At 71.9% G+C, this 21,173-nt stretch carries 19 protein-coding genes; 3 read left to right on the forward strand and 16 right to left on the reverse strand.

Annotated elements, in window-relative coordinates; genetic code table 11:
- Positions 1 to 44: 44 nt before the first annotated feature.
- The 14 genes from DDW44_RS11555 to pgsA all read right to left on the reverse strand — a co-directional run bounded on the left by DDW44_RS11555 (position 45) and on the right by pgsA (position 13,324).
- Positions 45 to 587 carry an adenine phosphoribosyltransferase gene (locus tag DDW44_RS11555; RefSeq protein WP_017945553.1) on the reverse strand — a complete coding sequence of 181 codons (543 nt, stop codon included), beginning with the start codon at positions 585 to 587 and terminating at the stop codon, positions 45 to 47.
- Complete coding sequence (gene secF, locus DDW44_RS11560) at positions 584 to 1,693, reverse strand: protein translocase subunit SecF (protein WP_108906361.1); 1,110 nt, start codon at positions 1,691 to 1,693, stop codon at positions 584 to 586. Before secF ends, DDW44_RS11555 begins: the two co-directional genes overlap by 4 nt.
- Position 1,694: 1 nt before the next feature.
- On the reverse strand, positions 1,695 to 3,449 hold the full coding sequence (gene secD, locus DDW44_RS11565; protein ID WP_206307365.1) for a protein translocase subunit SecD: 1,755 nt from the start codon (positions 3,447 to 3,449) through the stop codon (positions 1,695 to 1,697).
- 147 nt (positions 3,450 to 3,596) lie between these two features.
- The gene (gene yajC, locus DDW44_RS11570) at positions 3,597 to 4,085 is read right to left on the reverse strand and encodes a preprotein translocase subunit YajC (protein WP_108906363.1); all 489 of its coding nucleotides are present in this window, start codon (positions 4,083 to 4,085) and stop codon (positions 3,597 to 3,599) included.
- Positions 4,086 to 4,249: 164 nt separating this feature from the next.
- Positions 4,250 to 5,326 carry a Holliday junction branch migration DNA helicase RuvB gene (ruvB, locus tag DDW44_RS11575; RefSeq protein ID WP_018892615.1) on the reverse strand — a complete coding sequence of 359 codons (1,077 nt, stop codon included), beginning with the start codon at positions 5,324 to 5,326 and terminating at the stop codon, positions 4,250 to 4,252.
- Positions 5,327 to 5,411: 85 nt separating this feature from the next.
- Complete coding sequence (gene ruvA / locus DDW44_RS11580; protein ID WP_018892616.1) at positions 5,412 to 6,023, reverse strand: Holliday junction branch migration protein RuvA; 612 nt, start codon at positions 6,021 to 6,023, stop codon at positions 5,412 to 5,414.
- Complete coding sequence (ruvC, locus tag DDW44_RS11585) at positions 6,020 to 6,553, reverse strand: crossover junction endodeoxyribonuclease RuvC (protein WP_017945547.1); 534 nt, start codon at positions 6,551 to 6,553, stop codon at positions 6,020 to 6,022. Before ruvC ends, ruvA begins: the two co-directional genes overlap by 4 nt.
- A gap of 160 nt (positions 6,554 to 6,713) precedes the next feature.
- Positions 6,714 to 7,466 (reverse strand): YebC/PmpR family DNA-binding transcriptional regulator, encoded by a 753-nt coding sequence (locus DDW44_RS11590; protein ID WP_018892617.1) that lies wholly within the window; start codon positions 7,464 to 7,466, stop codon positions 6,714 to 6,716.
- A 383-nt stretch (positions 7,467 to 7,849) separates the two neighbouring features.
- Entirely contained in the window at positions 7,850 to 8,476 is a 627-nt protein-coding gene (pdxT, locus tag DDW44_RS11595) for a pyridoxal 5'-phosphate synthase glutaminase subunit PdxT (RefSeq protein ID WP_027732930.1), read from the reverse strand.
- A gap of 6 nt (positions 8,477 to 8,482) precedes the next feature.
- The gene (gene pdxS / locus DDW44_RS11600; RefSeq protein ID WP_017945544.1) at positions 8,483 to 9,409 is read right to left on the reverse strand and encodes a pyridoxal 5'-phosphate synthase lyase subunit PdxS; all 927 of its coding nucleotides are present in this window, start codon (positions 9,407 to 9,409) and stop codon (positions 8,483 to 8,485) included.
- A 243-nt stretch (positions 9,410 to 9,652) separates the two neighbouring features.
- Positions 9,653 to 10,192 (reverse strand): LemA family protein, encoded by a 540-nt coding sequence (locus DDW44_RS11605; protein ID WP_018892620.1) that lies wholly within the window; start codon positions 10,190 to 10,192, stop codon positions 9,653 to 9,655.
- Positions 10,193 to 10,509: 317 nt separating this feature from the next.
- On the reverse strand, positions 10,510 to 11,700 hold the full coding sequence (locus DDW44_RS11610; protein ID WP_108906364.1) for a glycosyltransferase family 4 protein: 1,191 nt from the start codon (positions 11,698 to 11,700) through the stop codon (positions 10,510 to 10,512).
- Positions 11,697 to 12,620, reverse strand: coding sequence for a phosphatidylinositol mannoside acyltransferase (locus tag DDW44_RS11615; protein ID WP_108906365.1), 924 nt, complete (start codon positions 12,618 to 12,620; stop codon positions 11,697 to 11,699). Before DDW44_RS11615 ends, DDW44_RS11610 begins: the two co-directional genes overlap by 4 nt.
- Positions 12,617 to 13,324, reverse strand: a complete 708-nt coding sequence (pgsA, locus tag DDW44_RS11620) for a phosphatidylinositol phosphate synthase (protein WP_017945540.1) — start codon at positions 13,322 to 13,324, stop codon at positions 12,617 to 12,619. The genes DDW44_RS11615 and pgsA overlap by 4 nt, the downstream gene beginning before the upstream one ends.
- Positions 13,325 to 13,582: 258 nt before the next feature.
- On the opposite strand from pgsA, the gene DDW44_RS11625 reads away from it, so the two are divergent.
- Together DDW44_RS11625 and DDW44_RS11630 are read left to right on the forward strand one after the other, a co-directional pair.
- A complete protein-coding gene (locus DDW44_RS11625) occupies positions 13,583 to 15,790 on the forward strand; it encodes an elongation factor G-like protein EF-G2 (RefSeq protein WP_026164904.1) in 2,208 nt (735 codons plus the stop codon).
- Positions 15,791 to 16,061: 271 nt separating this feature from the next.
- On the forward strand, positions 16,062 to 17,717 hold the full coding sequence (locus tag DDW44_RS11630) for a hypothetical protein (protein WP_108908805.1): 1,656 nt from the start codon (positions 16,062 to 16,064) through the stop codon (positions 17,715 to 17,717).
- Positions 17,718 to 17,802: 85 nt separating this feature from the next.
- On the opposite strand, the gene DDW44_RS11635 is transcribed toward DDW44_RS11630, so the two are convergent.
- On the reverse strand, positions 17,803 to 18,363 hold the full coding sequence (locus tag DDW44_RS11635) for an HIT family protein (RefSeq protein WP_017945537.1): 561 nt from the start codon (positions 18,361 to 18,363) through the stop codon (positions 17,803 to 17,805).
- Between the two features lie 66 nt (positions 18,364 to 18,429).
- Between DDW44_RS11635 and DDW44_RS11640 the strand changes: the two genes are divergently transcribed.
- On the forward strand, positions 18,430 to 19,122 hold the full coding sequence (locus DDW44_RS11640) for a potassium channel family protein (protein ID WP_108906366.1): 693 nt from the start codon (positions 18,430 to 18,432) through the stop codon (positions 19,120 to 19,122).
- Positions 19,123 to 19,193: 71 nt separating this feature from the next.
- On the opposite strand, the gene thrS is transcribed toward DDW44_RS11640, so the two are convergent.
- Positions 19,194 to 21,170, reverse strand: a complete 1,977-nt coding sequence (gene thrS, locus DDW44_RS11645; RefSeq protein ID WP_108906367.1) for a threonine--tRNA ligase — start codon at positions 21,168 to 21,170, stop codon at positions 19,194 to 19,196.
- Positions 21,171 to 21,173: the final 3 nt, after the last annotated feature.

Here is a 21,173-nt window from a genome sequence, read left to right on the forward strand (position 1 = left end):
TTTCCCGTGCCCTTCCGGTGCCCGTACGGCGGTGCCGGGGCGGGTCAGACCGTGAGCAGCGCCTCCAGCGGGGCGCCGTCCAGCGCGGGCTCCAGACGGGCCCGCCCGCCGAGGAAGCCCAGCTCCATCAGGATCGCGAGGCCCGCCACCTCGGCTCCGGCACGGCGGATCAGCCCCAGCGAGGCCTCGGCGGTGCCGCCGGTGGCGAGGACGTCGTCGATCACCATGACCCGGTCGCCGCGGTCGAGGTCCTCGGCGTGGATCTCGACCTCGGCCGTGCCGTACTCCAGCTCGTACGCCTGCGACAGCGTCGCTCCGGGGAGCTTGCCCGCCTTGCGCACGGGGATGAAGCCGAGGCCGGCGCGGACCGCGACCGGGGCGGCGAGGATGAAGCCCCGCGCCTCCAGGCCGACGACCTTCGTCGCGCCGTGCTCCACGCACAGGCCCGCGAGAGCGTCGGTGAGCGCCGTGAAGGCCGCCGGGTCCGCGAGCAGCGGGGTGATGTCCTTGAACATCACACCCGGCTTCGGGTAGTCGGAGACGTCCCGGATGCGGCTGAGCAGGAGCTCCCGGACGTTCGCGGTCATCGGCGCCTGCCCGAGGAGGGCCGGCCGCGGCCGCGCTGGCCGACGACCGCCCCGGCCGCCGTCGCCTCGCCGTGCGGTTCGTCCCCCGGCTCGCCGTGGTGCTCCAGGTCGCCGTCCTCGGACGACTCGCCCCTGGCGGCGGCTGCCTCGCGCTTGGCCAGCACCCGCTTCTTCAGCGCCTTCATCGCGGGCTCGCGCTCCTTCAGGTCGGCGACCAGCGGAGTGGCGATGAAGATCGACGAGTAGGCACCGGCGGCGAGACCGACGAACAGCGACAGCGAGATGTCGTTGAGCATGCCCGCGCCCAGGAAGCCGCCGCCGATGAACAGCAGGCCGGCGACCGGCAGCAGCGCCACGACCGTGGTGTTGATGGAGCGGACCAGGGTGCTGTTGATCGACCGGTTGGCGATCTCGCCGTACGTCCAGCGGGTCTGCTTGGTGATGTCCTTCGAGCCCTCCTTGAGGCTGTCGAAGACCACCACCGTGTCGTACAGCGAGTAGCCGAGGATGGTGAGCAGGCCGATCACCGTGCCCGGAGTGACCTCGAAGCCGACGAGCGCGTAGACGCCGACCGTGATCGTGATGTCGTGGATCAGCGCCACGAGGGCGGCCACCGCCATGCGCCACTCGAAGGCGATGGCGAGGTAGATCACCACGAGGAACATGAACACGCCGAGACCGGTCCACGCCTTGTTGGCGATCTGCGCGCCCCAGCTCGGGCCGACCAGCTCGGCGTTGATCTTGCCCGCCGGGATGTCCATGTCCTCGGCGAGCTGCTTGCCCACCTGGTTGGCCTGCGCGGTGTCCAGCTCGCTGACCTGGATGCGCAGGGTGTCGTTGCCGAGCTTCTGGACGATCGCCGGGTGGCCGGTGGCCTCCTGCGCGTACTCCTGGGCCTGCGAGACGGACACGCTCGTCTTCGGGGTGGTGAAGACGGCACCGCCCTTGAACTCGATGCCCATGTTCAGACCCCGCACCGCCAGGCCGACGATGGCCGTGATGGTGATCAGGATCGAGATTCCGTACCAGAGCTTCCGCTTGCCGACGAAGTCGTAGCCGACCTCACCGCGGTAGAGCCTGGCGCCAAGGTTGCCGAGACGCGACATCTCACGCCTCCTTCGGGTCGACGGGGGCGGAGACACGGCGCGAGCGGCGCAGCGGCGGCTTGGCGCCGAGGCGCTTCGGGTCCAGCCCGGACCAGGGGTGTCCGCTCGCGAAGAACTTCGTGCGGGCGAGGAGGGTCATCAGCGGCTTGGTGAAGAAGAACACCACGACGACGTCGAGCAGCGTGGTCAGGCCCAGCGTGAACGCGAAGCCCTGGACCTTGCCGACGGTGACGACGAACAGCACCGCGGCGGCCAGGAACGACACGAAGTCGGAGACCAGGATTGTGCGGCGGGCACGCGGCCAGGCGCGCTCGACGGCGGGGCGCAGCGTGCGGCCCTCGCGGATCTCGTCCCGGATGCGCTCGAAGTACACGATGAACGAGTCGGCGGTGATGCCGATGGCGACGATGGCGCCGCAGACGGCCGGCAGGTTCAGCGCGAAGCCGATGGCCGGGCCGAGCAGGGACATCAGGCTGTACGTCAGGATTCCCGACACCAGCAGGCTGAGCAGGGCGACGACCGACAGTCCGCGGTAGTAGACCACCAGGTAGATCACGACGAGTGCGAGGCCGATGGCGCCCGCGATGAGACCGGCCTTGAGCTGCTCGCCGCCGAGCGCGGGCGTGACGGTGGTGACGGTCTCGACGTTGAAGCTCAGCGGCAGCGCACCGTAGGACAGGATGTTGCCGAGGTCCTGCGCCGACTGCTGGTCGAAGCTGCCGGAGATCTCGGCGTTGGCACTGAGGGTCTGGTTGACCTGCGGAGCGGAGACCACCTCGCCGTCCAGCACGATCGCGAACTGGTTCATCGGCGACGGCTGCTGCGACAGCTTGCCGGTGATCTTCGCGAACTTCTTCGCGCCGGCGCTGGTGAAGTCCATCTGGACGATCCAGATGCCGCGCTGCGGGTCCAGCACGCCCTTGGCGTCGTCGACGTCCCTGCCGTCGACCTCGGCCGGGCCGAGCAGGTACTTCTCCCACCCGCCGATGCTGTTCTTGCCGCAGGCGACGGTGGGCTGCCCGGGCTGGGCGTCCTTGCCGGCGTTGGCGCGCGCCTTGGGGTCGAGGCAGTTCAGGGCGGCGAACTGCTTCTCCAGCGCGGAACCGGCCGCGGCACCGCTCGGCGTGGGCGCCGGGGCCGGGCTCTGGGCGTTCTCCGGCTGACCGGAGGCGGCACCGCTCGGCGAGGGAGAGGGCGCCTTCAGCGCTTCGGTGAGGGCCCGGCCCTGCGTGGTCGGGCTGCTGCTCGGTGCGGTGGCCTTGTCCTTGCCGTCGGTGGCCTTGTCGCCGGGCTCACCGGACGGCGAGGCGCTCGGGCTCCCGGAGGGCTCGGGAGTCGCCGGGCCGGCGGGCAGCACGTTGAGCACGGGACGGAAGTACAACCGGGCGGTCGTACCCACCTGCTTCTGGGCCTGCTCCGAGTTCGTCCCCTTGGGGATGTTGACGATGATGTTCTCTTTGCCCTGGGTCTGGACCTCGGCCTCGGAGACACCCAGACCGTTGACCCGGCGCTCGATGATGCCGACCGCGGTGTTCATGTTGGTCTCGTTGACCGCGCTCTCCTTGCCGGGCTCCGCCTCGGCCTTGAGCGTGATCGTCGTGCCGCCCGCGAGGTCGATACCGAGTCGCGGCGTGGTCTCCCCCGACCAGAACATCCCGCCGACGAGAGCGGCCATGACGATCAGCATCAGCGCGAGGGTACGCCCCGGCTTCCCCTGACCCCCCGGCGCCTTTCGGCCCTTCTTCGGTGCTGCCACCTTGTCGTTTCTCCCTGTCCAACCGCCCCGCGCCGGGTGTGCGACGGGGCGGCCACGATGTGTTGTGGGGACCTGCCCCCGCGGAAGAAGTGGGCACACGCCGGGGACCGCGAGCGCCGGCCGGCGCGCCGCGGTCCCCGGTCGCGGCTACTTCGCGTCGGTGTCGCCGCCGCTCTTCTCGTCGCTCTTGGCGCCCTGGGCCCCCGGCTCGGCGTCGCCCGCCTCGTCCTTCTTGCCAAGGTCGATCTTGGCATCGTCAGCGGGGTCGGCGGGGTCGGCGGCGGCAGCCGGCTCGGTCAGCGAGGAGGCGTCGTCCGGCACGATCGGCGTGTCGCCCTTGAGGTCGGTGTCCTCGTCGCCGTGGACGATCCGGTTGTACTCGGAGTCCTCCAGGACGGCCCCGATGGCGTTCTTGGCGAACACGAGGTGGACGCCGGGCGCGGCCTCGAGGAGCACCGTGTCGTCGTTGACCTCCTTGACGGTGGCGTAGAGGCCGCCGATCGTCCGGACGCCGGTACCGGGCTGCATCTGGTTCCGCATGTTCACCGCCGCCTGCTGCTTCTTCTTGGCGGAGCGGGTCATCAGGAACATGGCCCCGATGAGGACGATGAACGGGAGGAGGGTCACGATATCCACGGGACGGAATTCCTTCGCACGACCGCGGTGAGGAGCGGCCTGGTCTACGGGGGTGGGTACGCCGACCATCACGGGCGGCATCGGCGGAGTCTAAGCGAGTCCGCGTCGATGGAACAACGCCCAGCATCGCACCCCGGTTCCCGCGCGGGCGACCGTCCGCGCCGTCACGTCCCGAACAGACCCTGTTGTCCGCCGCCGCCGGGGCCCTGCCCGGGCGGCACCAGGCCGAGATGCGCCCATGCCGCCGGTGTCGCCACCCGCCCTCTGGGGGTACGGGCCAGCAGCCCCTCCCGGACCAGGAACGGCTCGGCGACCTCCTCGACGGTCTCCCGCTCCTCCCCCACGGCCACGGCCAGCGTCGACAGGCCGACCGGGCCGCCGGCGAACAGCTTGAGGAGGGCCTGGAGCACGGCGCGGTCGAGCCGGTCGAGGCCGCGGCCGTCCACCTCGTACACGCCGAGGGCCGTCGCCGCGATCTCCCGGGTGATTCGGCCGTCCGCCTTGACCTGGGCGTAGTCGCGGACGCGGCGCAGCAGCCGGTTGGCGATGCGGGGCGTGCCGCGGGAGCGGCCCGCGATCTCCGCGGCCCCGTCCGTGTCGATCGCCACGTCGAGGAGCTGCGCGGAGCGGTGGATGACGCGCTCGAGTTCGGACGGTGCGTAGAACTCCATGTGCGCGGTGAAGCCGAAGCGGTCGCGCAGCGGCGGCGGCAGCAGCCCGGCCCGGGTGGTGGCGCCGACCAGGGTGAACGGCGGCAGCTCCAGCGGGATGGCGGTGGCGCCGGGCCCCTTGCCGACGATCACGTCGACGCGGAAGTCCTCCATCGCCATGTAGAGCATCTCCTCGGCGGGCCGCGACATCCGGTGGATCTCGTCGAGGAACAGCACCTCGCCCTCCTGGAGGGAGGACAGGATGGCGGCGAGGTCGCCCGCGTGCTGGATGGCCGGGCCGCTGGTGATCCTGATCGGGGCGCCCATCTCAGCCGCGATGATCATGGAGAGGGTGGTCTTGCCGAGCCCGGGCGACCCGGACAGCAGGACGTGGTCGGCGGTGGCGCCGCGCGCCAGGGCCGCCTTCAGGACCAGGTCGAGCTGTTCGCGTACGCGCTCCTGGCCGACGAACTCGTCCAGCGACTTCGGCCGCAGGGCCGCCTCCACGGCCTGGTCCTCGCCGTCGGCGGAGGCACCGACGAGCCTGTCGTCGGCGTCGTCGGTCGTCGGTGCGGTGTCGTCCCAGTTCACAGTGGATTGCCTCGCGTGGGTGGGCGGGTCCGGTTCGGTCAGGCGGGGTGCGGTCAGGTCCGTTCCGGCGGAGTGCGGCTCGGGGTCAGCGGGTGCGGTTCAGCGTCCGGAGGGCGGCCCTGAGCAGCGGGCCGACCTGGGGCTCACCGGCCGCCGCCTCCGCCTGCGGGGTCACCGCGGCGACCGCCTCGTCGGCCTCACGGGTGGCGTAGCCGAGTCCGATCAGCGCGGCGTGCAGCTGGTCCCGCCAGGACTGGGTGACGGCGGCTCCGACGGCGCCGCCCGGTGACCCGACCGGCTCGCCGAGGCGGTCCCTCAGCTCCAGCAGCAGCTTCTGGGCCCCCTTCTTCCCGATGCCGGGCACGGCGGTGAGCGCCTTCTCGTCGGCGGTGGCCACCGCCCGCCGCAGCGCGTCCGGGCTGTGCACCGCGAGCATGGCCTGCGCCAGCCGGGGTCCGACCCCGCTCGCGGTCTGGAGCAGCTCGAAGACCTGCCGCTCGTCGTCGTCGGCGAAGCCGTACAGCGTCAGCGAGTCCTCCCGGACCACCAACGACGTGGCCAGCCTGGCCTGCTGACCCACTCTCAGCCCGGAGAGGGTGTCCGGTGTGCACTGGACGGACATCCCGACACCGCCGACCTCGATCACCGCGGTGGTCGGGGCGAGGGCGGCGACCGCGCCGCTCACAAAGGCGATCATGCGCTACGGCCTTTCGTCGCGTGATGGGCGGCGACCGCCCGCTGCAGGCGGTTCTGCGCGGGCGCGCGCCAGATGTGGCAGATGGCCAGGGCGAGGGCGTCGGCGGCGTCGGCCGGCTTCGGCGGGGCGTCCAGCCGCAGCAACCGGGTGACCATCGCGCCCACCTGCGCCTTGTCGGCGCGGCCGCTGCCGGTGACGGCCGCCTTGACCTCACTCGGGGTGTGCAGGGCGACGGGCAGTCCGCGACGGGCCGCGCACAGCACGGCGACGGCGCTCGCCTGCGCCGTGCCCATGACCGTGCGCACGTTGTGCTGGCTGAAGACCCGTTCCACGGCGACCAGTTCGGGCCGGTGGGTGTCCAGCCACTCCTCGATGCCGCGCTCCACGGCGACGAGGCGGTCGCCGAGCTCCGCGTCCGCCGCGGTGCGGACCACTCCGACACCGAGCATGGTCAGCGGACGGCCCGCGACGCCCTCGACGACGCCGATGCCGCACCGCGTCAGCCCCGGGTCCACCCCCAGCACGCGCACACGCCCACCCCTTCTTCGCCGTCCCCCGGCCACCGCCGGGTCGTGTCCCGGCGTTTGTGCAGGCTATCGGCTCCCTCTGACAACCGCCGACAACCGGGCGGCCCGAAACGCGACGGGCCGACGGGGCGGTATCCCCATCGGCCCGTCGTACGAGGCGGGATCAGGCGTCGACCTTCTCCATGACGTCGTCCGAGACGTCGAAGTTGGCGAAGACGTTCTGCACGTCGTCGCTGTCCTCCAGCGCGTCGATCAGCTTGAAGATCTTGCGAGCGCCCTCCTCGTCCAGCTCGACCTGCATGGTCGGGACGAAGTTGGCCTCGGCGGAGTCGTAGTCGATGCCGGCGTCCTGGAGCGCGGTGCGCACCGCCACCAGGTCGGTGGCCTCACTGATGACCTCGAAGTTCTCACCGAGGTCGTTGACCTCTTCGGCGCCGGCGTCCAGCACCGCGCCGAGCACGTCGTCCTCGGACAGCTCGCCCTTAGGGAGCACGACGACGCCCTTGCGGTTGAACAGGTAGGACACCGAGCCGGGGTCGGCCATCGAGCCGCCGTTGCGGGTCATGGCGACACGCACGTCGGACGCGGCACGGTTGCGGTTGTCGGTGAGGCACTCGATGAGCACCGCGACCCCGTTCGGGCCGTAGCCCTCGTACATGATCGTCTCGTAGTCGGCGCCGCCGGCCTCGAGACCGGCACCGCGCTTGACCGCGGAGTCGATGTTCTTGTTCGGCACCGACTGCTTCTTCGCCTTCTGAATGGCGTCGAAGAGGGTCGGGTTGCCGTCCGGGTCCGCACCGCCGGTGCGGGCGGCGACCTCGATGTTCTTGATCAGCTTCGCGAAGAGCTTGCCGCGCTTGGCGTCGATCACGGCCTTCTTGTGCTTCGTCGTGGCCCATTTAGAGTGGCCGGACATCTGCCTGTCTCCTTCGCGTAACCAATCCCTGCTCCGTTCCCCTGAGATCCTACCGGGACCGGCCCGCCCGTCGCCCGACCACCACCCCTCACGGAGCGCCAGGCGCACCCCTCCTGATCGTCGCCCGACCACCACCCCTCACGGAGCGCCAGGCGCACCCCTCCTGATCGTCGCCCGACCACCACCCCTCACGGAGCGCCAGGCGCACCCCTCCTGATCGTCGCCCGACCACCACCCCTCACGGAGCGCCAGGCGCACCCCTCCTGATCGTCGCCCGACCACCACCCCTCACGGAGCGCCAGGCGCACCCCTCCTGATCGTCGCCCGACCACCACCCCTCACGGAGCGCCGAGGAGCGCGCCTACCGAACGCCGCCCGGCCCCTCACGGAGCGCCGGCGCGCGTACCTTCCGGTCCCGCGGTGCGCACCATGTCGACGAACAGGGCGTGCACTCGGTGGTCCCCGGTCAGCTCCGGGTGGAACGACGTGGCCAGCGCGTTGCCCTGGCGGACGGCGACGATGTGGCCCTCGTGCTCGGCGAGCACCTCCACCTCGGCACCGACGGACTCGACCCAGGGGGCGCGGATGAAGACGCCCTCCACGGGGCCTCCCCCGACGCCCGCGACCGCGACCGCGGCCTCGAAGGACTCGTTCTGGCGGCCGAACGCGTTGCGGCGCACGATCATGTCGATGCCGCCGACGGTCTCCTGACCCGAACGCGGGTCGAGGATCTTCTCGGCGAGCATGATCAGGCCCGCGCAGGTGCCGTAGACCGGCATCCCCGCGCGCACCCGCTCGCGCAGCGGCTCCATCAGCCCGAAGAGATGGGCCAGTTTGGAGATGGTGGTGGACTCGCCGCCCGGGATGACGAGGCCGTCCACCTCGGCGAGTTCCTCGGGACGCCGGACCGGCCTGGCCACGGCATCAGCCGCGGCCAGGGCGATCAGGTGCTCCCGTACGTCGCCCTGCAGAGCCAGTACTCCGATGACAGGGGTGCCGGGTGTGCTCATGGGTGGTTACCAGCCGCGGTTCGCGTAGCGCTCGGCCTCGGGCAGGGTGTCGCAGTTGATGCCGACCATGGCCTCGCCCAGGTTGCGGGAGGCGTCCGCGATGATCTTCGGGTCGTCGTAGAAGGTGGTGGCCTTCACGATCGCCGCGGCGCGCTTGGCCGGGTCGCCCGACTTGAAGATGCCGGAGCCGACGAAGACGCCCTCGGCGCCGAGCTGGCGCATCAGCGCGGCGTCGGCGGGGGTGGCGACGCCACCGGCGGAGAAGAGCACGACGGGCAGCTTGCCGAGCTGGGCGACCTCGGCGACGAGCTCGTACGGGGCGCGCAGCTCCTTGGCGGCGGCGTACAGCTCGTTGTTGTCGAAGCCGCGCAGGCGGGCGATCTCGTTCTTGATCTGGCGCAGGTGGCGCACGGCCTCGACGACGTTGCCGGTGCCGGCCTCGCCCTTGGAACGGATCATGGCCGCGCCCTCGGCGATCCGGCGCAGGGCCTCGCCCAGGTTGGTGGCACCGCAGACGAAGGGGGTCGTGAAGGCCCACTTGTCGGAGTGGTTGACCTCGTCGGCCGGGGTGAGCACCTCGGACTCGTCGATGTAGTCCACGCCGAGCGACTGCAGGACCTGGGCCTCGACGAAGTGGCCGATGCGGGACTTCGCCATCACCGGGATGGAGACCGCCTCGATGATGCCCTCGATCATGTCCGGGTCGGACATCCGGGCCACACCGCCGTCCTTGCGGATGTCGGCGGGGACGCGCTCCAGGGCCATGACGGCCACGGCGCCCGCGTCCTCGGCGATCTTCGCCTGCTCCGGAGTGACGACGTCCATGATCACGCCGCCCTTGAGCTGCTCGGCCATGCCGCGCTTGACGCGCGCGGTGCCGGTCTCGGGAGCCTGCGGGGAGTTGGAGAACGTGCTGGACACGATCGACCTCATTCGGTGACGACAAATGGTGCTCCGACGAGGAAACAGTCGGGTGCCAGGCCAATGCAAGGGCCAATGGTCACCCGGTGGCTCGTTTTGGCGGCGCCGGGACGGGGCCGCGAGGCTGCGCAGTACGCCGGACCCGGACCGCCGAAGCCGGGCGCGCGGGCGGACCGGGACGGCCGCGGGCGGACCGCCGTTCCGGGTGCGGCCGCCGGAGCCGTGCCGCGTACGGCCCCCCGGGGGAGGCGTCCGCTACGGCCGGTCCGCCAGGGCCACCGGGGGCTCGTCGTCCATCTCGAAGGCCAGTGGGAACGGGGCGTGGCCGGCGAGGCGGAACCAGCGGACCGTGCGGTGCCGCCGCAGTGCCCGCGCCGCCCGCACGGCGTCGTTGTGGAACCGTCGCGCCATCGGCACGCGGCGGACGGCCGCGGCGAGCTCGCCGGCGGCGTCCTCTCCCCCGGGGGCCTCCCGTACGGCCTCCACCTGCTCCGGCTCGCCGAACACGGCCCGCAGCGCCTGGCTCAGCTCGCTCTCGGCGACCTCGCGGCGCTCCTCGTCCGCCTGACGGGCCGCGTGCGCGGCCTCGTAGAGCACGATCGAGGCGGCGGGGTCCAGCACGCCCGAGGTGGCGAGCTCCTGGGTGACCGAGGCGCGGCGCAGGAGCTGGGCGTCGAGCGCCGCGCGGGCGGCGTCGATCCGGGCGTGCAGGCGGTCGAGCCGGCCGGCGGTCCAGCTGAGGTAGAGGCCGATGGCGACGAGCGCGACGAGAATCCAGATCAGGGTTGCGGTCACGCCGGGTCAATCTACCGGTGCGTCCTCCGGGTGCACCGGGGCCCGCCTCCGCGCCGGGAGGTGGACCGATTCGGCCTGACGCCCGCCTCCGCGCCGAGTGAACCGATTCGGCCCCGGATCCGCTTCTGCGCGGGGGCCCGATGCAGCGCCCAGTCCCGCCTTCGCGCCGGGAAGTGGACCGATTCGGCCCGGGGCCGTCTCCGCGCCCGGGACACGGTTCGGCGCCCAGTCCCGTCTCCGCGCCCGGGGCCCGTGCCGGCGGCCGGCCAGGCGTGGCCCGGAGCGGACCTCCGCCCGCCGCCGCCCCGTCCGGCGCCTCAGTCGCGAGCCAGGCCGAAGCGGGCCCTCAGGCCGCCGGGGCGTTCGTCCGCCGCCACCGAGGCCGCGCCGTCCGTCACCGTCTCGTACACCGCCAGGATGTCCGCGCCCACCGTGGACCAGTCGAAGCGCCGCACATGGGCGCTCCCCCGTGCGCTGAGCTCGGCGCGCCGGGACGGCGAGCCGAGCAGCCGGATCGCGGCGTCGGCCAGGGCGCCCGCGTCCTCGTTGGCGAAGAGCTCGCCCGCCGCGCCCTGGTCCAGCACCTGGACGAAGGCGTCCAGGTCCGAGGCCAGGACCGGTGCGCCCGCCGACATCGCCTCGACCAGGATGATGCCGAAGCTCTCGCCCCCGGTGTTGGGCGCGACGTACACGTCGACGCTGCGCAGCAGCCGGGCCTTGTCCTCGTCGCTGACCATCCCCAGGAACTCGACGCGCGCCCGCATCGACTCGGGCAGGGACTCGACGGCCTCCTCCTCGTCCCCGCGCCCCGCCACCAGCAGCCGGGTGTCCGGACGCGCCTCCAGGATCCGCGGCAGGGCCTTCATCAGCACGGGCAGGCCCTTGCGGGGCTCGTCGATGCGCCCGATGAACCCGAGCGTGTGCCCCCCGGCTTCGCCGGTGGTGCCCCCGCCCTGCCACTCCGCCTTGGGTTCGGCCTTGGCGAAGAAGTCCACGTCGACGCCGTTCGGGATGACGACCGCGTCGCCGCCCAGGTGCTCGACGAGCGTGCGCCGGGCGTACTCGCTGACCGCGATCCGTGCGCTGATCTTCTCCAGCGCGGGCTGGAGGATCGGGTAGGCCGCGATCATCGCCCGCGAGCGCGGGTTGGAGGTGTGGAAGGTCGCCACGATCGGCCCCTGCGCCGCCCAGCAGGACAGCAGCCCCAGCGACGGCGACGCCGGCTCGTGGATGTGGATCACGTCGAACCCGCCGTCGTGCAGCCAGCGCCGTACCCGGGCCGCGGAGAGGAAGCCGAAGTTGAGCCGGGCGACCGAGCCGTTGTACGGCACGGGCACGGCGCGGCCCGCCGACACGACGTACGGCGGCAGCGGGGTGTCGTCGTCGGCCGGGGCGAGGACGGACACCTCGTGCCCCAGTCCGGTCAGGTGCTCCGCCAGGTCGCGGATGTGGAACTGGACGCCGCCGGGCACGTCCCACGAGTAGGGGCAGACGATCCCGATCCTCATGTCCGGGCCTCCCCCGTGTCGCCGCGGTCCGCCACGTCCGGGAGCCACAGCCGCTGCAGCATGTGCCAGTCCTCCGGGTGGTCGGCGATGCCGGTGGCGAAGGCGTCGGCCAGCGCCTGTGTCATCACGGACGTCTTCTCGGCCCGGGTGCCCGTCTCGGGCACGTCGACGGGCGGGTGCACCCGGCCCTTCATGACGGGCGTGTCGTCGTACCAGAGGGTGACCGGCAGCAGCAGCGCGCCGGTCTGCTGGGCGAGCAGCGCGGGTCCCGCGGGCATCCTGGCGGTCTCGCCGAAGAACTTCACCTCGATGCCCGAGGCGGACAGGTCGCGGTCCGCCACCAGGCAGACCAGGCCGCCGTCGCGCAGCCGGCGGGCCAGCGTGCCGAAGGCGGAGCCGCCGGTGTGCGGCAGCACCTCCATCCCGAGGGACTCGCGGTAGGCCACGAACCGGTCGTACAGCGTCTCCGGCTTCAGCCGCTCCGCGACGGTGGTGAACGGGATGCCGAGCGCGCGGGTGGCCCAGACCCCCGCCAGGTCCCAGTTCGCCAGGTGCGGCAGCGCGAGGACGACGCCCTTGCCGCGGGCCATGCCGTCGTGCAGACGCCGGATGTTCTCGATCTCCACGCTCCGGCGCACGCGCTCCTCGTCCCAGGCCGGCAGCCGGAAGGACTCCATCCAGTAGCGCATGTAGGAGCGCATCCCGGCCCTGGACAGTTCGGCGAGCCGCTCCGGGCCGGCGTCCGGCACCACCCTGACCAGGTTGGTCTCCAGCCGCAGTACGCCCCTGCCGCGCCGCTTCCACGCGGTGTCGGCGATGGTGCGTCCGAGCCGGGCGGCGACGGGGTCCGGGAGCTTCTTGACCGTCCCCCAGCCCAGCCCGTACAGCGTGTCGGTCAGCCGGTCCTGGATACCGCTCATGCCTCACTCCCCTGCGAGGTGCCCCGGGGGCTCCCGTGCGAGGGCCCCTGCGCGGGCCCGTCCCCGGCCGTCCCGGCATCCGCCTCCGCCGCCTCGCGGCGCACCGTGACCACGCGCTGGGCCAGGGTCACCACGGAGCCGGCGGCCACCACCCAGAGCGCGATGGGCAGCAGGACGTCGACACCGGGGACGCCGAAGGCGTGCAGTCCGGCGAGTCCGGCGGCGACCAGCGAGATCACCAACCGCTCGGCCCGCTCCACCAGCCCGTTCACGGCGACCGGCAGCCCGATCGACTCGCCCCGTGCCTTGGTGTACGAGACGACCTGGCCGCTGGCGAGGCAGAAGATGGCCACCGCGCACAGCACGTTGTCGTCGCCCTTGCCCGCGTACCAGAGGGCGAAGCCGCCGAAGATCGCGCTGTCCGCGACCCGGTCCAGCGTGGAGTCCAGGAAGGCCCCCCAGCGGCTGGAGACCCCGGCCTGACGGGCCATGTTCCCGTCGACGAGGTCGGAGAAGACGAAGAGGGTGATGACGATCGTCCCCCAGAAGAACTCTCCTCGGGGGAAGAAGACCAGCGCGCCCGCGACCACTCCGGCCGTGCCGACGAGGGTCACCGCGTCGGGGCTCACTCCGCGGCGTAGCAGAAACGCGGCGAACGGTGTGAGGACACGCGTGAAGAACGCACGCGCGTACTTGTTCAGCATGGCCTTCCCGAAAGGTCGGTGTGCCGCGCGGCCCCTTCGGCCACCGGCGGGCCCATCGTAGCCACGCGCACGGCGGCCCAGCGGCCTGGCCCGGTCGGGTACGACGTATGGACGCACCGTGAAGGGAGTGGAAAGCTCGAAGGACAACCGCGGGCTTCGCCGGCGCATCCCCCCGGGCACCTGCCCGGGGCCTCCCACAGCGCGCCCCCGGGTCCGCGCCCTCACCTCACCGTGCAGATGAGTCGGGAGGAACGAATCATGGGCGACAAGGCGAATGCGCAATCCGGAGCCGCCGGCAGGGCTACGACGGCCGACCGGCCGACATCCGTGAGGAATGTGGTGCTGGTCGGCCACAGCGGATCAGGGAAGACGACCCTGGTGGAGGCGCTGGCCCTGACGGCGGGGGCGGTCAACCGGGCGGGACGCGTCGAGGACGGCGGGACGGTCTCGGACTACGACGAGATCGAGCACCGCCAGCAGCGTTCGGTACAGCTGAGTCTCGTCCCGGTCGAATGGGGCGGATACAAGATCAATCTGTTGGACACCCCCGGGTACGCCGACTTCGTGGGGGAGCTCAGGGCCGGTCTGCGAGCCGCGGACGCGGCCCTCTTCGTTGTCTCGGCGGCCCAGGAGGCCGACGCCGTGCCCGCCTCGACCCGCATGGTGTGGGAGGAGTGCGCGGCGGTCGGGATGCCCCGGGCGATCGTGGTCACCCATCTGGAGACGGCCCGGACCGGGTTCGACGAGCTGATCGAGGTCTGCGGGCGGCTGTTCGGCGGTGACGACCCGGACGCGGTGCTGCCGCTCTATCTGCCGCAGTACGGCCCGGAGGCCGCCGACGGGCACGCTCCGGTCACGGGACTGGTGGGGCTGCTGTCGCGGAAGCTGTACGACTACTCCGCGGGCGAGCGCGTCGAGAAGGCGCCCGGCCCCGAGCAGGAGGCGCTGCTGGCGGGGGCCCGGAACCGCCTGATCGAGGGGATCATCGCCGAGAGCGAGGACGAGACGCTCATGGAGCGCTATCTGGGCGGCGAGGAGGTCGATCTCAAGACGCTCATCGACGACCTGGAGAAGGCCGTCGCGCGTGGCGTGTTCCATCCCGTGCTGGCCGCCGCGCCGGCGGTGAACGGAGCGAGGCAGGGCCTGGGGACGGTGGAGCTGCTGGAACTGATCACCGGCGGCTTCCCGACCCCGCTGGAACGCGAGGCACCCGCGGTCACCACCCCGGACGGCCGGCCGCGGCCCGCAGTCGGCTGCGACCCGGACGGTCCGCTGGTCGCCGAGGTGGTCAGGACCGCCTCCGACCCGTACGTCGGCCGGCTGTCCCTGGTCCGGGTGTTCTCCGGGACGCTCCGCCCCGACGAGACGGTGCACGTGTCGGGGCACGGGCTGGCCGACCGCGGGCACGAGGACCACGACGTCGACGAGCGCGTCGGCACGCTCTCCTCGCCGTTCGGCAAGCAGCAGCGCACCGTCGGCAGCTGCATCGCGGGCGATCTCGCCTGCGTGGCCAAACTCGGGCGGGCCGAGACCGGCGACACGATCTCCTCGACGGCCGACCCGCTGCTCATGGAGCCGTGGGCGATGCCCGACCCGCTGCTGCCGGTGGCCATCCGGGCGCACAGCAAGGCCGACGAGGACCGGCTGTCCCAGGGGCTGGCCCGGCTGGTCGCGGAGGACCCGACGATGCGGCTGGAGCAGAACCAGGACACCCGGCAGGTGGTGCTGTGGTGCCTGGGCGAGGCCCATGTGGACGTGGCGCTGGAGCGGCTGCGCAGCAGGTATGGGGTCCAGGTGGACGTGGTGCCGCACAAGGTGTCGCTGCGGGAGACGTTCGCCGGGCCGTCCGCCGGGCGGGGCCGCCATGTGAAGCAGTCCGGCGGGCACGGCCAGTACGCGATCTGCGAGATAGAGGTGGAGCCGCTGCCGCCGGGCTCGGGGATCGAGTTCGTCGACAAGGTGGTGGGCGGCGCCGTCCCCCGCCAGTTCATCCCCTCGGTGGAGAAGGGCGTACGGGCGCAGGCGGCGAAGGGCCTCGCGGCCGGCCACCCGCTCGTCGACGTGCGCGTGACGCTGCTGGACGGCAAGGCGCACTCGGTGGACTCCTCCGACGCGGCGTTCCAGACGGCTGGCGCGCTGGCGCTGCGCGAGGCGGCGGCGCAGGCCCGGATCGACCTGCTGGAGCCGGTGGCCGAGGTGCAGGTGATGGTGCCGGACGAGTACGTGGGCGCCGTCATGAGCGATCTGTCGGGCCGCCGCGGCCGCGTGGTCGGCACCGAGCAGGCGGGCACCGGCAGGACGGTCGTACGCGCCGAGGTGCCGGAGATCGAGATCGGGCGGTACGCGGTGGACCTGCGGTCCATCTCGCACGGGACCGGCCGCTTCGACCGGACGTACGCGCGGCACGAGGCGATGCCGCCCCAGATGGCGGCCAAGGTCAGGGAGGAGACGACGGCCGCCGCGTAGGGCCCGCCGGGAAGACACCGCGGCCCCGCGCGCCCGCCCGCGGGCAGGACCGCGGTCCCGCGCCGCGGAGCCCGTGCGGACCGGAAGTGCCGCCCCCGAACTCGCTTCCGGCGGGCGGCACTTGCGTGACGGGCGCGCGCCCCGGGGGCCGGAAGACGGTGCTGACGCGTGGGCCACGCCCCCGCTACGCTGTGTTGCGCAGCTCAGCAGGTGTACGGGGCGCGGCAGTCGGGAAGGCCGCAGTGCGGACGGTGCGGCGATGGGGGCGGTAGTGGCGGACCAGGCATTCGATTTCTCCCCCGGGGCCCAGATCCCGGTGCAGGGGGCGGCCGGCCAGACGGCGGCGACGCACGCCCTCGCCTCGGCCGCCTACCGGGACAGTCCGCTGGAGGAGATACTCAAGGCCGACAACGAGTGGCACAAGTCCACCGTGAAGAAGGGCAGGTTCTCGCTCTTCGAGCCGAATCTCGGCGAGGCCTTCGCGCGGGCGGTCCAGGTGCGGATGCTCGGCGGGGCCCGCAAACCGCTGATCCAGTCGTTCGGCGCCGAACCGCAGGCCGTGGTGGAGCACGCGCTGGCGGCGAGCCGGATCCGCAAGCAGCGGGACGCCCGGCTCACCGCGGTCATGGCGGTGTTCGGGCTGTTGTTCCTGCCCGGCGCGCTGCTGTGGATCGGCGTGTTCCAGCTGCGCCGCACCCTCGCGGGCTCCCAGGGCAGGAAGACCGGCGCCGTCGGGTCGGCGCTGCTGGCCGCCGTGGGCGTCCTCGCGGTGCTGTTCCTGATCGCGCTGCCGTTCGGCGGGTTCTGGGCGTACTACCTGCGGGCCATGATCGTCGCCCCGGTGATCGGCTGGCTGTTCGCCAAGCGGATCTGCGAGAACACGGCGACGGACCTGCGGGCCCGCTGGGACGGCCTCCTCTCCGGCGGGGGCATCGGGGCGAAGGTCCCGGAGGCCGTGCCGGGCAACCCGAACGAGACGGCCGCCGAGGAACTGCGCCAGGGCCTGGAGAAGCTCACCGCCGAGCAGCAGTCCAACACGGTCTTCTACGCCGGCCCCAAGGGGATACTCGGCATGGGCACCCGCTGGGGGAGCTGGCAGCTCGCCGAGGAGCTGGTGTCGAAGGAGCCCGGCAAGGAGTTCCACCAGTTCCGCAGCTGGGACGTCATCAAGGTCATCCACGACCGGCTGACGCTGCTCCAGCGCGGCCCGCTGAACACGGGCGGTTTCCCCAAGCCGTCGGTGAAGCACTGGATCGTGGTCCCGGTCGGGGAGGGCGCGGCGGAGGTGGCCCGGCCGGAGGGGCAGGACGTGGACACCTTCCAGGTGAAGCGCCACGAGATACAGCGGATCTGCGACCACCAGCAGTTCGGGAGCGGCAACCGGCACTATCTGGGCGTCCAGTTCACCCTGTGGGACGGCCAGCTGGTGATCACCATGATGATCACGGTGACGGTTCTCTTCGAGACCCTGCGCATCGAGGTGACCGGGCACGCTCTCGGCCCGGTGCACTCCCTCTTCACCAGCAAGCCCGCGGCCAAGACCGTCGAGGTCGCCAAGACCGTCCGGTTCTGGGAGACCGTGGAGCGCAAGCTGCCGCTGGTGGAGACCGCGGAGGTGGTACGTCAGATGGTCCGGGCGCCGTTCACCTGGTACCCGCCGCTGCTGGACTTCCTGGGCGGGAAGCTGGTCCTCCCCGAGCCGTTCGGGCTGCGGCACGCCTGGGCCGAGCAGCCCTGGCGGCACCGCTTCATGGCGGACGACGCGATGCGGGCGGCGACGCCGGTACTGCGGGTGGCCCACTCCGCCGCGATGCGGGTCCTCGAGGAGAACGGCGTCGACACGGAGCGCTTCGGGACCCGCTCGTCGTTCCTCGGCGCGGGGGTGCAGGACCCGATGCCGGGCAAGGCGGACGTGTACGACGTGTGACGCGGTGGCCCCGGTGCGTCCGCGGGGGCGCCCCGGGGAAAGTGTCGGCGCCCCCGGTGCGGCGCCCCGGGGCCGGTGTCGCGGACTACCCGGCGGGCCAGGTCTCGGCGAGCATCTTCCGGGTGTCCGCGAGGAGTTGCGGCAGCACCTTGGTGTGGCCGATGACCGGCATGAAGTTGGTGTCGCCGCCCCAGCGCGGCACCACGTGCTGGTGCAGATGCGCGGCGATACCGGCGCCGGCCACCGTCCCCTGGTTCATGCCGATGTTGAAGCCGTGCGCCCCGGAGGCCGTCCGCAGGCAGGTCATCGCCCGCTTGGTGAACTCGCCGAGTTCAGCGGTCTCGGCGGCGTCGAGACCGGTGTAGTCGGCCACGTGCCGGTACGGCACCACCATCAGGTGGCCGCCGTTGTACGGGTACAGGTTGAGCACCGCGTACACGCTCTCGCCGCGCGCGATGACGAGTCCGTCCTCGTCGGACTGGGCGGGGATGGAGCAGAAGGGGCAGCCGTCGCCGGCCCCCGGGCCGGTGGGCTTGTTCTCGCCCTGGATGTACGCCATCCGGTGCGGCGTCCACAGCCGCTGGAAGGCGTCCTGGATGCCGACCCCGATCTGCTGCTCCGGCTCACTCGTCATGTGGTGCAGCATATGACTTCGCCCGTACGGAGCGTGTCGCCGGGGCGGACCCGGGCGGCTCCCCGCGATGCTGGCCGGATGGACGTCGACGAGGGAGACACCCCGCTCGACCGCTGGGAGCAGCGGGTCGAGCTGCCGCTCTTCTACGCCTCACTGGTCTTCCTGGCCGCGTACTCGGTGCGGATCCTGGCGCACGACGTGGACGTGGTCTGGCGGGAGATCGCCCTCGCGACGATGCTGCTGATGTGGTTCGTCTTCGCGGCCGACTTCGCGGTGCGCCTGCGGCTCAGCGGTCAGCGGCTGCCCCGCTTCCTGCGGACGCGCTGGCTGGACGCCGTGGTGCTGCTGCTGCCGCTGCTGCGCCCGCTGCGGCTGGTCAAGCTGTACACGACGCTCCAGCGCCGGCGGGACCAGCCGGTGCTCGACCTGTACGTACGGGTGATCGTCTACGCGGGTCTCAGCGCCGTGCTGCTGGGCTGGGCCGGGGCGCTCGCGGTCTACCACCAGGAGCGGACCGCCCCCGGGGCGACGATCCTCACCTTCGGCGACGCCGTGTGGTGGGTGTGCGCGACGCTGACGACCGTCGGGTACGGCGACGTGACGCCGGTGACCGCCTGGGGGCGGACCGTCGCGGTCGGGCTGATGATCTGCGGGCTGGCGCTGCTCGGCGCGGTAACCGGGTCCTTCTCGTCCTGGCTGATCCAGGTCTTCGCCCGGGAGGACGAGCGGAGGCCCCCGGGGGACGCTCGTCCCCCGGGGGCCTCCTCCTGACCGGGTGCGTGCCGGGCCGGGCGCCACCGGCCGGCCCGGGTGTACCGGCCGGTTCGGCCCTACCGGCCGGTTCAGATCTGGGTGCGCTCCTCGACGACCTTCACGATCTTGGCGATGGCCTCGTCGACCGGGATGCCGTTCTCCTGCGAACCGTCGCGGTAGCGGAACGACACCGCGCCGTGCTCCATGTCCTCGTCACCCGCGATGACCATGAACGGCACCTTCTGCTTCTGGGCGTTGCGGATCTTCTTCTGCATCCGGTCCGAGGAGGCGTCCACCTCGACGCGCAGCCCCTGCCTCCTCGCCTTGGCGGCGAACTCCTGAAGGTACGGGACGTGGGCGTCGCCGATCGGGATGCCGAGGGCCTGGACGGGCGCGAGCCAGGCCGGGAAGGCACCGGCGTAGTGCTCCAGCAGCACCGCGAAGAAGCGCTCGATGGACCCGAACAGCGCCCGGTGGATCATGACGGGACGCTGCTTGGTGCCGTCCGGGCCGGTGTACTCCAGGTCGAAGCGCTCCGGGAGGTTGAAGTCGAGCTGGACCGTCGACATCTGCCAGGTGCGGCCGATCGCGTCCTTCGCCTGGACGGAGATCTTCGGGCCGTAGAAGGCCGCGCCGCCCGGGTCGGGGGTGAGCGGAAGGCCCTGCTTCTCGGCCACCTGCCGCAGCACCTCGGTGGCCTCCTCCCAGGCCTCGTCGGACCCCACGAACTTCTCCGGGTCCTTGGTGGACAGCTCCAGGTAGAAGTCGGTCAGACCGTAGTCGCGGAGCAGGTCCAGGACGAAGGTGAGGGTGGTGTCCAGCTCCTCCGCCATCTGCTCGCGGGTGCAGTAGATGTGCGCGTCGTCCTGGGTGAAGCCGCGGGCCCGGGTCAGACCGTGCACCACGCCCGACTTCTCGTACCGGTACACCGTGCCGAACTCGAAGAGGCGCAGCGGCAGTTCACGGTACGAGCGGCCGCGCGCGTCGAAGATCAGGTTGTGCATCGGGCAGTTCATGGGCTTGAGGTAGTAGTCCACGCCCTCGTCGAGCTGCATGGGCGGGTACATGCCCTCGGCGTACCAGTCCAGGTGGCCCGACTTCTCGAACAGCTTGCCCTTGGTCGCGTGCGGCGAGTACACGAACTCGTAGCCGTGCTCCTCGTGGCGCTTGCGCGAGTAGTCCTCCATGACCCGGCGGATCACCCCGCCCTTGGGGTGGAAGACGGCGAGCCCGGAGCCGACCTCGTCGGGGAACGAGAACAGGTCCAGCTCGTTGCCGAGCTTGCGGTGGTCGCGCTTCTCGGCCTCGGCCAGGAAGTCCAGGTGCGCCTTCAGCTCCTCCTTCGACGGCCAGGCGGTGCCGTAGATGCGCTGCAGCATCGGGTTCTTCTCGCTGCCGCGCCAGTAGGCCGCCGCATTGCGCATCAGCTTGAACGCCGGGATGTTGCGGGTGGTGGGCAGGTGGGGGCCCCGGCAGAGGTCCTTCCAGCACAGCTCGCCGGTCTTGGCGTCCAGGTTGTCGTAGATGGACAGCTCGCCGCCGCCCACCTCGACGTCCGCGCCGTCGTCGTGCGAGGCGGCGCCCTTGATGCCGATGAGCTCCAGCTTGTACGGCTCGTCCGCCAGCTCCGCACGCGCGGCCTCGTCGGTGACGACGCGGCGCGAGAAGCGCTGCCCGCGCTTCTGGATCTCCTGCATCTTCTTCTCGATGGCCTTGAGATCCTCGGGGGTGAAGGGCTTCTCCACGTCGAAGTCGTAGTAGAAGCCGTCCCGGACCGGCGGGCCGATACCGAGCTTGGCCTCCGGGAACAGCTCCTGCACCGCCTGCGCCATGACGTGCGCGGTGGAGTGGCGCAGGATGTTCAGCCCGTCCTCCGACGAGATTTCGACGGGCTCGACGGTCTCGCCGTCGCCCACCTCGTACGCCAGGTCCTTCAGCTCCCCGCCGACCCGCGCGGCGATCACGGTGCGCTCGCCGCCGAAGAGATCGGCCGCCGTGGTGCCCGTGGTCACCACGCGCTCTTCCCGCTCGGAATCGCGTTGGATGATCACACGGACGTCTGACACCGG

The sequence above is a fragment of the Streptomyces tirandamycinicus genome (assembly GCF_003097515.1).
GTDB lineage: Bacteria > Actinomycetota > Actinomycetes > Streptomycetales > Streptomycetaceae > Streptomyces > Streptomyces tirandamycinicus.